Genomic DNA, 14522 nt, shown 5'->3' with positions numbered 1-14522 from the left:
AAAATGTTCTGGATAAAGGCAGGTGACATCATGTGGAGAACGTACCTTTATTACAAGTAAAGAAAATGAGTAAGGCGTTTTTAAATCAACTTGTATTAAAAGAAGTGAACTTACAAGTAGAGCGCGGAGATATATACGCTTTAGTGGGGGGAAATGGCGCCGGGAAATCAACATTAATGAAAATATTAACGGGGTTATATTCGTATGATGATGGAGAGATGTATGTAAAAGGAATGAAGCAACAGTTTTCAAATCCATCAGAAGCACACCGAAAAGGTATTTATTTAATACCGCAAGAACCACTCATTTTTCCGCATATGACTATTGAAGAAAATATATGTATCGGGTTAAAAGAAAAGAAAAAGAAACTAAAAGTACAGATTCAGCAATTGATTAGCAGCTTAGGATGGGATATTGACCTTAATAAACTAGGAGGAACATTATCGATTGCGCAACAACAGTTAGTAGAAATCGTTAGAGGATTAATAAGAGAAGCTGAGATTCTTATTCTAGATGAGCCAACATCGACATTAACAACACACGAAATTAAGAGTCTTTTTGTGTTGATGAAAAGTTTACAAGAAAAAGGAATTGGGATGATTTATATTACGCATCGTTTTCCAGAAATCTTTGAAATTGCCAACAAAGTAGCAATACTACGTGATGGAATGGTTGTAAGCCAAGGTGATGTATGTGACTATACATATGACATGCTGATGGAGGGACTATTGCCAAAAGGATATAAACAGAAAGAGAAAATAGAAGTAGTTCAAGAGACAGTAAAGACGAAAAAAATATTAGAAGTGGTTGATATAAATGGTCACGCATTCGAGAATATATCATTCACTGTACATGCGGGTGAGGTTGTAGGTGTTGCTGGCATTATAGGATCTGGCAGAACGGAATTAGCAGAAGCGATATTTGGATTGAAAACTATAAAATCAGGGTCTATCTTATTGGGTGGAAAATCAATTGATACGTGTTCTTTGCATAAAAGGCTAGACGAAGGACTAGTTTATGTGCCAGAGGATAGGGCGAGGAATGGAATTTTCTCAATTGCTTCTGTTAAAGAAAATATTGCAGCAGCAAGTTTATATCAAAATAATCGCTTTTTTATAAATCAAGAAAAAGAAAGCGCTTTAGTTAATTCGTTTATAGAACAGTTCCGAATTGTTGTACAGAATATGAATAAAGAACTGGCATCTTTATCAGGAGGTAATCAGCAGAAGGTCGTGCTTGCGAAGTATCTTGCATGTAATCCTAAAATTATTATTCTTGATGAGCCGACTCGCGGAATTGATGCGAAAGCAAGGCTTGAAGTGTATGAGACGATAAAAAAAATGAAAAGGGAAGGACTCGCAATTTTATTAATCTCTTCAGATGTTGAAGAAATTGTCCAATTAGTAAACCGTGTATATGTAATGAGAAATGGGCGATTTGTTTCTCATATGGAAAAAGAACAACTGAGTGTGAATGAAGTTACACGCCTTGCATACGGAGGTGTAGCGGAATGAAACATATGTTAAAAGTGCATGAAACGTCTATCATACTGTTACTACTAATTTATATAGCTATTGTAGGAATGATAAACCCTAGTTTTATTCAATTTAACTCGTTATCTTTACTGATGAAATCAAGCGTTATTTTAGTCGTGCTAGCAATCGGTCAATCGTTCGTCTTATTTACGAAAAATATAGATGTATCAGTTGGTTCAAGCATGGGGTTAAGTGCAGCAGTTTGCGGAATGATGTTAACGAATGGGTATAGTGCATTCTTGTCGATATTTGTAGCTATTATACTTGGGGCCATTATTGGTTTCGTAAATGGTATTGGAGTTGCGAAGTTTCGGGTACCAGCCATTATTATGACATTAGGCATGTTAGGAATTATTAGAGGTACAATGTTAATTTTCACAGGCGGGAAGTGGATTGAAGATATTCCAAACGATTTTAAGCAGCTGCCATCTATCATCATTCTTGGTTTACCTATAACTGTATGGTTCGTTCTTATTATTTTACTACTACTATACTTCTTTTTAAGAAAAGTGCCATTGGGAAGATACTTTTATGCGGTAGGTGATAATGAAGATGGCGCGAGGCTTATTGGTATACCTGTTAATAAAGTGAAGATATATGCGTTTATGATTTCAGGCATAAGCGCTGCGATCGCTGGTTGCATATTTGTTATGAATATCGGTTTCGTGCCAAATCAAACAGGTACAGGATTAGAATTACAAGTAATCGCAGCCGCTGTACTAGGAGGAATTCACTTAAAAGGAGGAACAGGATCTTTATTTGGAGCTGCATTAGGAGCGTTATTTTTAGAAACAATAAGTAGCTCACTCGTCTTTTTAAAAATACCAGCATTTTGGAATAATGCTATTTCAGGTTTTTTATTATTACTTATCATCATATTAGATAGTGTTATGAAAAAGTGGAAGGCAGAAAGGAGGATGAATCTATGAAGTATGTATATAGATGGGAAGGGGTTCTAATTGTATTACTTCTTGTAGAATTCATCCTTTTTAGTTTAATAAATAGTGATTTCTTAAATATTAGTAATCTCCTTTTTAGTACAAATGATTTCTTATTTATCGCAATTGCGGCGATACCAATGACTTTTGTTATAGTAACAGGAGGAATTGATGTATCGATCGGCTCAATAATGGGGCTCACTTCGATCTTAATCGGTGTACTTTGGATGAACGGAATACCTATTTTGTTTGCTGTTATAATCGCCCTAATAATTAGTTGTTTAGCAGGCGCTTTAAACGGACTGATTATAAAAATGACGGATGTAGAACCACTCGTCGTTACACTCGGAACGATGTTTTTATACGGGGGAATTGCCCTCGTCATTTCAGGAGGGGCAGGTGCTTCTGGGTATGAAGGAATAAGCGGTTTACCAGACGTATTTGTACAACTGGCAAATGGTAGTTTTATAGGAATACCGAATTTATTATGGCTACTGATCGTATTAACAGTTTTATGTACTGTATTATTTCATCGAACTATATACGGGCGCCATGTAAAATTAACAGGTGCGAACGAAAATGCAGCAAAATACACTGGGATTAAAACGAAAAAAGTAGTCATTATTGCTTACATACTTTCAGGGTTAGGAGGTGGATTAGGAGGCGCTTTCTTAACTGCCTACTTCGGTTCCGCACGTGCTGATATGGGAAGTGAAACAATTTTACCAATCATTACAGCAGTCGTCTTAGGCGGTACACTTATTACAGGCGGAAAAGGAAGCATTATTGGTACTGTACTGGCGAGTATTTTCATTGGGCTCATGCAGTATGGCTTGCAAATGACGGGTTTAACAAATGAACAATCCAATGTAGTAATAGGTATTATCCTTATTCTTTCAGTTATTATGAGACATTTCAAATTACATCAATTCTTAGCGGAGAAAAGAAAGAATTTGCATAAGGGGGAAATGTCATGAAGAGAAAACTGGGGATTGTATTGATTGTATGTATTTGTTTAATCGGTTTAATTGCGTGTTCTAGTCAAACGGCAGATAAGAAAAAGGTTGATGATGTGAAATTTGCATTTATTCCGAAATTAACAGGGGTTGGTTTCTTCACATCGGGTGGTGAAGGGGCAAAAGAGATGGGAGATAAGTTAGGCGTGCAAGTGAAGTATGATGGACCGTCTGAAGCGAGTGTTTCAGGGCAAGTTAAATATATAAACAATTTCATTAATCAAAACTATGATGCACTTATGGTTTCATCTACGTCAGTGGATGGGTTATCGCAATCACTGCAACGTGCTAAGAAAAAAGGGATGACGGTGTTAACATGGGATTCTGATGTGAATCCGAAAGATCGTTCTTTTTATATAAGCCAAGGAACACCAGACCAACTTGCTAATTTATTAATAGAAATGACTTCAAAGCAAATTGGAGATAAAGGAAAAGTAGCCTTCTTTTATTCTAGCCCGACAGTAACGGATCAAAACCAATGGGTAACGAAAGCGAAAGAAATTATTAAAAAGAAATATCCGAACTGGGAAATTGTAACGACGCAGTACGGTGAAAATAATGCGCAAAAGTCTTTGTCAGTAGGAGAGAATATTTTAAAAACGTATCCTGATATTAACGCAGTCATTTGTCCAGATGCAACGGCACTTCCGGCAATGGCACAAGCAGCTGAAAATTTAAAAATGGATAAAAAGGTTGTCGTAACTGGCTTCTCTACACCAAACGTTATGCGTGATTACGTAAAACGAGGAACAGTAGCACAATTTGGTTTATGGGATGTAAAACAACAAGGTGCTCTCGCAACGTATGTAGCAAATGAAATTGTTGTAAAAGGGAAGAAGTTAAAAGTAGGGGATAGCTTCGAAGTAAAAGGAATTGGAAAAGTGAAGGTAGAGCCAAACTCCATTCAAGGATATGATTATGAGGCAGAAGGGAATGGAATTATCGTATTACCAGAACGAGTTGTATTTACGAAAGATAATATTGATAAGTATAATTTTTAGTAGACAAAAAAACGTCCGAATATATCGGACGTTTTTTTATTTCTTCATTAATTATGAACAGTTTCTTTTTCGTTTAATCCAAGTGTACGACCAGTAGAAGTGTGAAGATCTTGGAACAATCTTGGATTTTCAGTTAGTGAAATGCCATATGAAGGAATCATTTCTTTTATTTTTTCTTCCCATTCTACCATGCGGCTTGGGAAACATTTTTCTAATACTTCAAGCATGACGTGAACAGCAGTAGAAGCACCTGGTGATGCGCCTAGTAATGCGGCGATTGAGCCGTCAGCTGCACTTACTACTTCTGTACCAAATTGAAGTGTCCCTTTACCGCCAGCATCAGTATCTTTAATTACTTGTACACGTTGCCCAGCAACTACAATATCCCAATCTTCACTTTTCGCGTTCGGAATGAATTCGCGTAATTCTTCCATACGTTTTTCATGTGATAACATAACTTGCTGAATTAAGTATTTTGTAAGTCCCATTTCTTTTACACCAGCGGCTAACATCGTTAAGACGTTATTCGGTTTTACAGAACCGATTAAGTCAAGATTTGAACCTGTTTTTAAGAATTTAGGTGAGAAGCCTGCGAATGGTCCAAACAGTAAAGCTTTTTTATTGTCTATATATCTCGTATCTAGATGAGGTACAGACATTGGCGGAGCACCAACCTTAGCTTTACCGTACACTTTCGCATGATGTTGCTCTACAACTTTTGGGTTTTTACATACCATAAATAGTCCACTTACCGGGAATCCACCGATATGTTTTGATTCAGGGATACCAGTCTTTTGAAGTAGAGGTAGGCTACCGCCACCGCCGCCAATAAAGACGAATTTAGCAGTATGATGCTCAATTTTACCACTATTCATATCGTGTACTTTTACTTCCCACAAACCATTTTTCGTGCGCTTAATATTTTCGACACTATGCTTGTAGTTTAGCTCGACATTTTTTGTTTTTAAGTAATCAAACAACATACGTGTTAATGCACCGAAGTTAACATCTGTTCCAGAGTCAATCTTCGTTGCCGCCATCGGTTCATTAGATGTGCGGCCTTCCATAATGAGTGGAAGCCATTTTTTTAATGTTTCAGGAGCATCAGAAAATTCCATTCCTTGAAACAGTGGATTTTTTGAAAGCGCTTCAAAACGGTTTTTTAGAAACTCAACATTTTTTTTCCCTTGTACTAAACTCATATGAGGTAGTGGCATAATAAAATCTTGTGGATTACGAATTAATTTGCTCTTTACAAGATATGCCCAAAATTGTCTTGAAAGCTGGAATTGCTCATTCACTTTTACAGCCTTACTAATATCTATAGATCCGTCAGCTTTTTCGGAAGTATAGTTCAGTTCGCATAGCGCAGAATGCCCTGTACCTGCATTATTCCATTCGTTAGAGCTTTCTTCCCCGGCACTTGCGAGTTTTTCAAAAACTTTAATTTCCCATTCTGGTGCTAATTCTTTTAGTAATGAGCCTAACGTTGCACTCATAATTCCTGCACCAATTAAGATAACGTCTGTTTTTTGCTGCATGTTGCTCATGATAATCTCTCCATCCCCTATATTGGCAAAAAAGTGTAGGTGTTTTCTATGTCTAAGCCGTAAAAGAGAAACACCGCCTAGGCCCCACCTAGGTGTATACCTTTTTTGTCTCAATTATATAACCATCTCATACTCTATTATAATAATTAATAGACTAAAATATCTAGTGTTATCTGATAATTTTAAACTATTTAACGTTTTATTCGCTAAAAATCTTATTTAACAAGCTCTTTTAAGGTGATAAATAGAAAAAAATTACAGTTTGAAATTATCTCGAAAAAGCTTACGTATCCTTAAGGGACTAAATCGAGTACCTTTTTATGGGATTATTCTTTCTGTAATGGTAAGATTATTCTGAAAAAAAGGAGGGATTTTAATGCGTACAAAAGAGCAAATTTCAAACTTATTTCGAAACTTTTCAATAAAGGAATGTAAAGGGTCAAGTGATTTATATGAATATTTATCAATGAAAATTGCTGAAGATGAGGAAGTACTTACACTATCGTCCTATGCTCAGGTAGGTCAACCAGTCCCAAACTTACTATTAGGTGCAGTACATTATTTATTGTTAGCAGGGAAAGAACATCATTTAAAAACGTATTATAGTAGTTTAGTTGAAGATGCTGATACAAATTTAGATAAAGCTTTTAATCATTTTAAAGATTTCTGTAAAGAGTACCGAGAAGAAATCATTACTTTGTTACAAACAAAACTTGTTCAAACGAATGAAGTAAGACGGTGCGCATACTTATACCCAAGTTTCTGCTACATATTTAAGAAAGTGAAGAAGCCGTTAGCGTTAATTGAAATTGGGACAAGTTCTGGGTTGCAATTGTTCTGGGACCAATATCGTTCTTCGTACGAAACGAATAAAATGTACGGGAATATAAATTCAAATGTGCATGTAACTTCTGAAATAAGAGGGGAAAATGTGCCGCATTTTCTAAAAGAAAGCCCATCTGTCGTAGAAAGAATCGGACTGGACTTACATGTGAATGATTTACATAATGAGGAAGATTATTTATGGTTACGTGCTTTAATTTGGCCAGAACATAAAGAAAGGCTTGAGATGTTTGATCAAGCTGCATCTTTAGTGAAAAATGAATCTGTCCAATTAATAGAAGGAGACGGTGTAGAGCTATTATCATCTATTATTGAACAAATAAGTGAAGAAGCTGTTATTTGTATTTTCCATACACATGTTGCAAATCAAATACCAGAACAAGTAAAACATAAGTTAGAAAAACAAATACAAGAAATTGGAGCAAAACGTGATGTATTCCACCTGTATAACAACATGTGGGATCGTGACCTTCATATTGATTATTATATTAACGGAAACGAATATCGTGAAACAGTTGGAGAAACAGAAGGGCATGGGAGATGGTTTAGCTGGAAGATTGGAAATGAGACGCTTATTTAGATTAATAGGGGCGCCCTCACTTGTAAAAGATGGGGCCATAGGATCAAGCATTGACTAAATGGTTAAGGAATAAATGTATTAGTAACATACAAAAAATGCTTCGGAGAAATCCTAAGCATTTTTTGAATTACATTTAAACCCCATAATGGATCATGTACTTCTGTTCTGCTGCAGCTTGTACAATTTTTGAAGCTAACTCATTCAGCTCATCAGATTTTCTGAAGAACTTTGAGGATGTAACTGTTTCATAGAAAATTGCTAATGATTCAGGCGGGATAATTGTAATACCACAATAAGCTAAACCGTATTTCTGATTTTTGACTGTATGGAAGTAGGTTTTCATAATTGATAAATTTTGATTTAAACTACTGATAATATCATCATCAACAGATATACAATGATATTTCTCTGGTGTATAATCTTCGTAATTTTTTTGAGAAGTAAAATCGTCAATTATTCCAAAATCATGGACACATGCCATCATTATCATCCTTTCAACTTTAATAAAGTGAGTTCTATTAAAGTAAAATCGTCATTTTGTTTACGTGTAATAGAAATGATTATGTAGTTCATTAGTATAGTACTTCATAAAATATCTTCGTTTCTTCTCCGTGAAGACAGTTTACTTATCGGTAAACTCATCGGGAGCCCAAGTGGCGATTTCATTCCCAGGTGCAGCGACTACAAGCCATTGCTCACATAGGACACCAGCTTGCCAACATTCATAATAATCATGAAAACCATTTAAAAAAATAATTTGTCCACTCTCTAATGTAATAATTAAATGAGGGCTTTCTAAGCCAAGTTGTATATCGGTAACTTTTTGTCTTCTTATCTTACATATTCTTTCATATTCTTCTTTCTCAGAATAAACTTCAAATTCATCTTCATTTAATGGGTAGCTTTTTTGAGGTTTATTAAATAAACACCATTTGGATTCGATATTGATATATAATTGTCCGTCATAATCAACTGAGTCGTGAAAGTTTGTGAAATGAATCTTTATAGCGCCTGGAGAAATACCAAATTGTAATCCATCAACTTGTGATCCGATGAATAGATTTTTCAACACTTTTTCAGCGTGAATTTTATCCTCTGTATTCATTATTGAATTCCTCCTTTTCATAAAAATATACCTTATATTTTTATTGTAATAAATAAATTTTCATGTAAAATGAACCTTTTGTGAAAAACGAGCGAATATAGTGTGAAGGATTATGAGAGGGGAACGGAGCTTTGGATGAAGTACAATTAAAAGAATGGCTATATAAACGAAAGTATGTTATCTAAAAAAGACCTTGAGAAAGTGTTACTTTCGATTGTTGAATAGATATTTAGTAAAAGAAGCAACTAATAATTATATTATGTAAACTCTTTTTGTAAAACAACCATAAAAAAATGGATGTTTTATATTTTGATATATTAGGTGGAATATATAGTTTAAAAAAGCGGAATACTTTGCGGAAAGTTAAAAACATTTTTCGGATCGTATTTCGCTTTTACTTTCATTAATCGGTCAAAGCTGCAACTGAAGTATGCATCTGGCCAATTTTTAATGGAAAGGTCAGGTGTATTAACGTAGACACCCTTTGTAAAGGGGAGCATTGCCAAGCGGAAATCTTCAACCCATCGAATACTTCCACCAGCACCTTCTGATTGCCCCCAAGTAGCAAATATTGACATGTTTGATAGTGCTTTTCGGTAAAAATAAGCAGTCGCCTCATTTGGCACCTCGGCAACAGCACCGCCTAATCGGTGGAAAAATACGGAGGTGGTGGAAAAGGGTAAGTTAAATCGTAATTTCTATTTGATTACCTTCCGGATCGCCTATTACACTTTCATAATAGCCATCTCCAGTAAAACGTGGTCCATTCAATAAAGGATAACCAGCAGCTTTTATCACCTTTGTCAGTTCATTCACACGTTCTTCACTACCGACAGAAAAAGCCATATGAGCATAGCCAGTTATGTTTAAATTAGGCTTATTTTCAATCCCTTTTTTACGCATAAGTTCAAGTCTTGCTCCAGATTCGAACGTAATAAAATAAGATTCAAATTGTTTCGTTTTATTATGATATAAAGAGTTTGCTTTACCATTAAAGTATTTCATATAAAAATCACGCATACATTCTAAGTCATTTACCCAAATTGCAATATGTTCAATTTTCATAGGTTTCACCAATCCTATCTGTATCAATTAGGCTTCCACTGTATTAAATTTGCATTTGCATTACAACAATTTTGCTTCGCTATTAAAGCTAGTTGTTAATTTTTGATTGTGTACGTACATACAATATGTAATTAAGTGAATGACCATCATAGTAATTACAGAAAAGGGTGAATGAAGCATATGAATCAATTTGAGCAAATGATGTACGTTGGTGTCATCATGTCTATTGTACTATCCGTAATGATTTTAGGGTCCTTATATTATAATCCTCGACTTTCGTTAACTGATTATCCGAAAGATATTCAAAAAGTAGTTTTTCCAAAATCGATTCATGAAAAAAAGCAAACCATTTATTTTAATATTGTATATAATACTATTCTTTTCGGTAGTCCTTTCGTTTCTACATATATACTACATAAGCATGAAAAGTTAATGTATATGGATGCCTATTTACACACTTTTGGTATTTTAATGATTTTCAATTTAGTAGATTTACTTATAATTGATTGGCTAATTTTTTGCTGGATTACTCCAAGGTTTGTTGTGATTCCTAGTACGGAAGGTATGAAAGGTTATAAAGATTATAAGTTTCATTTAAGAGGGGCTATAGTCGCTACTCAAATTTTAGCAATCGTAAGTTTATTTTTGGCGGGAATTGCCACAACTATTTAGTGTGAAGAAGGGCATGGAGCTTTTATAAAAGATAAGGAGATTTATAATATATAGAATTAGAAATGAGAATTTGATAGTATTGGAGTAAGGAGTTTTAATAACAGTATATTAAACAATATTAATATACTGTTGCAAATGTTTTGATATTATGTAAAATTATACAATTTTACGGAGGCATTTGATAAAATTCAAAAAAATTTAATGGAGGCTAATATGAAAAAAGTAATTGGCGCAGCAACAGCAACTGTTTTTGGATTGGGAGCGTTTACCACAACTGCTACCGCAGAAACAATCGTAACAGCAGATGTACTTAACGTACGTGAAAAACCGACTACAGAATCAAAAGTGGTCGAAAAAGTAAAGAATGGGCAAGAATTAAAAGTCATAAATACCGAAGATGGCTGGTCAAAAATTGAGTTGAATGGTAAAGAAGTGTTTGTAAGTTCGGAGTTTACAAAAGATGTATATCATGTAACGGCGAATTTGTTAAATGTACGTACTGAAGCAAACACAGATTCAGAAATTCTTGGCAGACTAAAAAAAGATGATGTAATTGAATCAACGCATCAAGTAAAAGACGGATGGTTGCAATTTGAGTATAAAGGAAAAACTGCTTATGCAAACGTTTCTTTCCTATCAAGTACAGCACCAACTGAAAAGAAAACTGAAGAGAAAACGAAGCAAGTAGCGAAAGTACAAAAATCAGTTAAAGAAAAGAAAGAAGTAAAGACGCAGAAAGTAGCAAAAGCGAAAGAAACAACGAAAGCACAAGAAATAGTAAAGCCTAAAGAAGAGGCAAAAGTAGTAAAAGTTAAAGAAGAAGGGAAAGCGCAAGAAATAGTAAAACCTAAAGAAGAAGGGAAAGCGCAAGAAATAGTAAAACCTAAAGAAGAGGCAAAAGTCAAAGAAGAAGTAAAAGTTAAAGAAGAAGAAAAAGCGCAAGAAATAGTAAAGCCTAAAGAAGAGGCAAAAATCAAAGAAGAAGTAAAAGTTAAAGAAGAAGAGAAAGTGCAAGAAATAGCAAAGGCTAAAGAAGAAGAAAAAGTGCAAGAAATAGCAAAAGCTAAAGAAGAAGAGAAAGCAAGAGAAATAGTAAAAGCTAAAGAAGAAGAGAAAGCAAGAGAAATAGCAAAAGCTAAAGAAGAAGAGAAAGCAAGAGAAATAGCAAAAGCTAAAGAAGAAGAGAAAGCAAGAGAAATAGCAAAAGTTAAAGAAGAAGAGAAAGCGCAAGAAATAGCAAAAGCTAAAGAAGAAGAGAAAGCAAGAGAAATAGCAAAAGCTAAAGAAGAAGAGAAAGCAAGAGAAATAGCAAAAGCTAAAGAAGAGAAAGCAAGAGAAATAGCAAAGGCTAAAGAAGAAGAGAGAGCGAAAGAAGCATCTAAAAACAACATACAGTCTGCTAAACGTGAATTAACGGTAGTAGCGACAGCGTATACTGCTGATCCAAGTGAAAATGGTACATATGGTGGACGCGTTTTAACTGCGATGGGGCATGATTTAACGGCAAATCCGAATATGAGAATTATCGCAGTTGACCCGAAAGTAATCCCATTAGGATCTAAAGTATGGGTAGAAGGTTATGGAGAAGCTATCGCTGGTGATACTGGAAGCGCAATTAAAGGTAATCGTATTGATGTATTAATGGGGTCAAAAAGTAAAGCTATGAATTGGGGAAGAAAAACTGTTAAAGTAAAAATTTTATAGTAACTATAATGATCCAAATAGAAGTCAGTTCTCTTTATTGAGGCTGGCTTTTATTTTTTTAGTGGAAGTATAATAGGATTTTTAAATGACTTATTAATAAACCTGTAATAAAACATAAAAATTGTCTCATGTTTAGAAAAACTATTAAGAATGAGGTAAGGAAGTAGAACAGAAGGTTATTGAGAAGTAGAGAAGAATAGTATGTTGAAAACGAAGGGTTAACGTATAATGAAATATATAAATCGGATCAAATCGTTTACTAAACACTTTCACTCATAATAGTGTAATTAAGTTCAAAGGATAGGTGTATTTCATGAAAGAAGTAAGAGAATATATTGAAACAAAGAAACAAGGTGTATTGGAGTTGCAAATAAAAGAAACGGAAGAAAAGCTAGGTGCTGCTTTCCCAAATCAATATAGGGATCTTATTAAATTAGTTAATAATGCTGAAATAGGGAAATGGATACTATATCCGATTAAAGATAATAGAAATGTAACGAAAACTTGGGATGATATTGTTAGACAAAATATTGACATGAGAGATGAGTCTATACCAGAAAATCTTATCATAATTGGTGACGATGGTTCAGGGGATAAATTGTGCTTTAAAATAAATAATGGAAAAATGGATGATAAAATATATATTTGGTATCACGCGGATGACGAAATGGAAGAAATATCTCCGAGTTTAAAAGAATTTATTATGGAAACTATTCAGGAAGACGATGTTTTTTAGTCTTAATTATTATCATTTTGTGAATCATTCTTATAAAAGGCGAGGATAGAATATGACAATAGAATTATATGGCGCACATTGTAATGAGCGGAAAGGGTATAGAGTAATTGAAGGAAGAGGTTCATATAATCATTACTTTGGCGGTCAAGATTGTAATTTGCCAGTATGTAAGTTATGCGGTGAGAAGATGCATCAAATTCCCTGTTTTGATTTAAAAGATGGGAGACTTGCTGAACTTAAAAGTAATGAACTAAATATTTTACCATTCGTTTCATGCTTGAACTGCGCGATGGTGTGGGAACCGCAATATTTTCAGTTAAGTGATGGAGGTAAAACAGTTCAAATCATAAAGCAGCAAAATACAGAAGAATGGATAATGGAAGAGGAAGATAAGTTACCAGCTTCATTACCAAAAACAACGGTAAAGCTTATAAATATGAAAAATGAAGATATACCTACAGATGAAGATAGTTACTGGGAAGCTTTTGACTTGTTCGGTTCTGAATATGTATGTAGATTATTAGGCGTACCATTATATGATGATCTTCCAAAGGATTTGGCGTGTCCAACTTGTGCGAAAGAGATGAAATATGTTGCTACAATTACTCAAGATATTGAGGAACGTGGACTTATTTCAGTAGTTGATTTCCAGTTTGGGGAAATGAATATATACTATTATTTATGTATAGATTGTTTAATTATAAAAACTGAAATACAAAATACATAACAAGCCTAACATATTATGTTAGGCTTGTTTTTCGATCGCAACATCATTAAGAATTGCATCAAATATATCTTTTTGCGTAAAGTTATCTGTAAAAATAGTTTCTGTGGCAACCTTAATAGTATCGTGCGGATTATACCATTTTTGTAGGGAATCCTCACCAAATTCATGTCGTTTGTCTCTTGTGTTATGTCGTCTAATAGTTTCCTCTAATGATAAATCAAAGTAATATGCAAATGCATTTTCATCAAAATAACGAATTAATTCTTTTAACATCTCACCATACCTATGACTGTTCAATATACCTTCTAAAATAACAAATTCACATTTTCCTTTTCCGTACTTCGTAATTTCAAATAGTAAATCATGTGATAAATTACCCATTGTGTCGTGTACTCTAAGCATATCTCTACGTACAACATCCTGTGATACTAAAAGTGTTCCTTGTCCGAAATGTTCTTGTAGTTGTTTTGCAATCGTTGTTTTACCACTTGAGGAGTTTCCTCTAAGAATGATTAAAGTGGATGTAAGTATAGGATTAGACATAATGTATTTCCCCCCAACAGCATTAATTATATAGAAAATTTTAACAAATAAAGTGAGGAAAGTGTATAATTAATATGATGGATATTTAAGGAGGGGGTAAGATGGGAGATATATTAAAAAATGCACAACCTATATGGAAACGGACTTGGTTTCGTTATCTAGGGGCATTTTTTATTGTTCAGTTACTGTTTACCCCGCATTAAAGGGCAGTAAGACCCCGATTGGTTCAACTAATAATCAGTGGGGGATGAACAAAACCCCCACTGATTAAAGTTTCACTTTATTTTGTGTGAAATCACTGCGTGGGCGCCAAACTTTAGGCCAGGCGGAGAGTTTTTTAATAGAATATTAAATTCTCAATTTTTCACCGAATGGTTCACACTCTATACAATCCCGCAACTTAACGTATTTACAGCATTTTTTGCGATTACATTACTACCATATGCATTAGTAGGTGCAATGAAAGATGTAACAGCAAGAAAAAATATAAAGAAATAATAGAGGTAT

At 34.3% G+C, this 14522-nt stretch carries 15 protein-coding genes and 1 pseudogene; 10 read left to right on the top strand and 6 right to left on the bottom strand.

The features are described 5' to 3' along the window. Positions 1–32: 32 nt before the first annotated feature. From DN399_RS14540 to lsrB, 4 genes are read left to right on the top strand one after another with little or no spacing between them, the layout of a single operon-like run. A complete protein-coding gene (locus DN399_RS14540; RefSeq protein ID WP_006924516.1) occupies positions 33–1514 on the top strand; it encodes a sugar ABC transporter ATP-binding protein in 1482 nt (493 codons plus the stop codon). Beyond that, positions 1511–2464, top strand: coding sequence for an ABC transporter permease subunit (locus DN399_RS14535; protein WP_006924514.1), 954 nt, complete (start codon positions 1511–1513; stop codon positions 2462–2464). The genes DN399_RS14540 and DN399_RS14535 overlap by 4 nt, the downstream gene beginning before the upstream one ends. Next, the gene (locus DN399_RS14530; RefSeq protein ID WP_000878526.1) at positions 2461–3450 is read left to right on the top strand and encodes an ABC transporter permease; all 990 of its coding nucleotides are present in this window, start codon (positions 2461–2463) and stop codon (positions 3448–3450) included. Before DN399_RS14535 ends, DN399_RS14530 begins: the two co-directional genes overlap by 4 nt. After that, positions 3447–4490, top strand: coding sequence for an autoinducer 2 ABC transporter substrate-binding protein LsrB (gene lsrB, locus DN399_RS14525; RefSeq protein WP_000823665.1), 1044 nt, complete (start codon positions 3447–3449; stop codon positions 4488–4490). Before DN399_RS14530 ends, lsrB begins: the two co-directional genes overlap by 4 nt. A gap of 47 nt (positions 4491–4537) precedes the next feature. Here lsrB and DN399_RS14520 read toward each other — a convergent pair whose 3' ends face one another. After that, positions 4538–6040: a malate:quinone oxidoreductase gene (locus tag DN399_RS14520; protein WP_006924506.1), complete on the bottom strand. Its 1503-nt coding sequence runs from the start codon at positions 6038–6040 to the stop codon at positions 4538–4540. A 376-nt stretch (positions 6041–6416) separates the two neighbouring features. On the opposite strand from DN399_RS14520, the gene DN399_RS14515 reads away from it, so the two are divergent. Beyond that, complete coding sequence (locus DN399_RS14515) at positions 6417–7463, top strand: DUF2332 domain-containing protein (protein ID WP_149149721.1); 1047 nt, start codon at positions 6417–6419, stop codon at positions 7461–7463. A gap of 133 nt (positions 7464–7596) precedes the next feature. Here DN399_RS14515 and DN399_RS14510 read toward each other — a convergent pair whose 3' ends face one another. The 4 genes from DN399_RS14510 to DN399_RS14495 all read right to left on the bottom strand — a co-directional run bounded on the left by DN399_RS14510 (position 7597) and on the right by DN399_RS14495 (position 9633). After that, complete coding sequence (locus tag DN399_RS14510; RefSeq protein ID WP_001999997.1) at positions 7597–7947, bottom strand: hypothetical protein; 351 nt, start codon at positions 7945–7947, stop codon at positions 7597–7599. A 138-nt stretch (positions 7948–8085) separates the two neighbouring features. Beyond that, on the bottom strand, positions 8086–8568 hold the full coding sequence (locus tag DN399_RS14505; protein WP_001090913.1) for a hypothetical protein: 483 nt from the start codon (positions 8566–8568) through the stop codon (positions 8086–8088). A gap of 335 nt (positions 8569–8903) precedes the next feature. Further along, positions 8904–9194, bottom strand: a complete 291-nt coding sequence (locus DN399_RS14500) for a BBE domain-containing protein (protein WP_001132392.1) — start codon at positions 9192–9194, stop codon at positions 8904–8906. Positions 9195–9252: 58 nt separating this feature from the next. Further along, complete coding sequence (locus DN399_RS14495; protein ID WP_006924503.1) at positions 9253–9633, bottom strand: VOC family protein; 381 nt, start codon at positions 9631–9633, stop codon at positions 9253–9255. Positions 9634–9813: 180 nt separating this feature from the next. Between DN399_RS14495 and DN399_RS14490 the strand changes: the two genes are divergently transcribed. From DN399_RS14490 to DN399_RS14475, 4 genes are all read left to right on the top strand, one after another. Beyond that, positions 9814–10305: a hypothetical protein gene (locus tag DN399_RS14490; protein ID WP_001071240.1), complete on the top strand. Its 492-nt coding sequence runs from the start codon at positions 9814–9816 to the stop codon at positions 10303–10305. 213 nt (positions 10306–10518) lie between these two features. Continuing rightward, on the top strand, positions 10519–12009 hold the full coding sequence (gene entB, locus DN399_RS14485) for a cell wall-binding protein EntB (protein WP_255478080.1): 1491 nt from the start codon (positions 10519–10521) through the stop codon (positions 12007–12009). 313 nt (positions 12010–12322) lie between these two features. Further along, positions 12323–12745, top strand: a complete 423-nt coding sequence (locus tag DN399_RS14480; RefSeq protein WP_006928545.1) for an SMI1/KNR4 family protein — start codon at positions 12323–12325, stop codon at positions 12743–12745. Between the two features lie 52 nt (positions 12746–12797). Then, a complete protein-coding gene (locus tag DN399_RS14475) occupies positions 12798–13472 on the top strand; it encodes a hypothetical protein (RefSeq protein WP_149149719.1) in 675 nt (224 codons plus the stop codon). A gap of 18 nt (positions 13473–13490) precedes the next feature. Here the strand turns inward: DN399_RS14475 and DN399_RS14470 are convergent, their stop codons facing one another. Continuing rightward, entirely contained in the window at positions 13491–14015 is a 525-nt protein-coding gene (locus tag DN399_RS14470; protein ID WP_000070150.1) for a kinase, read from the bottom strand. Between the two features lie 101 nt (positions 14016–14116). On the opposite strand from DN399_RS14470, the pseudogene DN399_RS14465 reads away from it, so the two are divergent. Further along, a pseudogene (locus DN399_RS14465) lies at positions 14117–14513 on the top strand (YfzA family protein). The last annotated feature ends 9 nt before the right edge of the window (positions 14514–14522 follow it).

It is taken from the genome of Bacillus sp. AR4-2, from assembly GCF_008274865.1.
GTDB lineage: Bacteria > Bacillota > Bacilli > Bacillales > Bacillaceae_G > Bacillus_A > Bacillus_A cereus.
The sequence above is the reverse complement of the archived record's forward strand: the minus strand, read 5'-3'. Positions and strand labels throughout refer to the sequence as shown.

Bases quoted from the DNA above. Each gene is read 5' to 3' on its own strand.
- DN399_RS14535 (WP_006924514.1), top strand. From the start codon at position 1,511: ATGAAACATATGTTAAAAGTGCATGAAACGTCTATCATACTGTTACTA.
- DN399_RS14530 (WP_000878526.1), top strand. From the start codon at position 2,461: ATGAAGTATGTATATAGATGGGAAGGGGTTCTAATTGTATTACTTCTT.
- lsrB (WP_000823665.1), top strand. From the start codon at position 3,447: ATGAAGAGAAAACTGGGGATTGTATTGATTGTATGTATTTGTTTAATC.
- DN399_RS14520 (WP_006924506.1), bottom strand. From the start codon at position 6,040: ATGAGCAACATGCAGCAAAAAACAGACGTTATCTTAATTGGTGCAGGA.
- DN399_RS14515 (WP_149149721.1), top strand. From the start codon at position 6,417: ATGCGTACAAAAGAGCAAATTTCAAACTTATTTCGAAACTTTTCAATA.
- DN399_RS14510 (WP_001999997.1), bottom strand. From the start codon at position 7,947: ATGATGGCATGTGTCCATGATTTTGGAATAATTGACGATTTTACTTCT.
- DN399_RS14505 (WP_001090913.1), bottom strand. From the start codon at position 8,568: ATGAATACAGAGGATAAAATTCACGCTGAAAAAGTGTTGAAAAATCTA.
- DN399_RS14495 (WP_006924503.1), bottom strand. From the start codon at position 9,633: ATGAAAATTGAACATATTGCAATTTGGGTAAATGACTTAGAATGTATG.
- DN399_RS14490 (WP_001071240.1), top strand. From the start codon at position 9,814: ATGAATCAATTTGAGCAAATGATGTACGTTGGTGTCATCATGTCTATT.
- entB (WP_255478080.1), top strand. From the start codon at position 10,519: ATGAAAAAAGTAATTGGCGCAGCAACAGCAACTGTTTTTGGATTGGGA.
- DN399_RS14480 (WP_006928545.1), top strand. From the start codon at position 12,323: ATGAAAGAAGTAAGAGAATATATTGAAACAAAGAAACAAGGTGTATTG.
- DN399_RS14475 (WP_149149719.1), top strand. From the start codon at position 12,798: ATGACAATAGAATTATATGGCGCACATTGTAATGAGCGGAAAGGGTAT.
- DN399_RS14470 (WP_000070150.1), bottom strand. From the start codon at position 14,015: ATGTCTAATCCTATACTTACATCCACTTTAATCATTCTTAGAGGAAAC.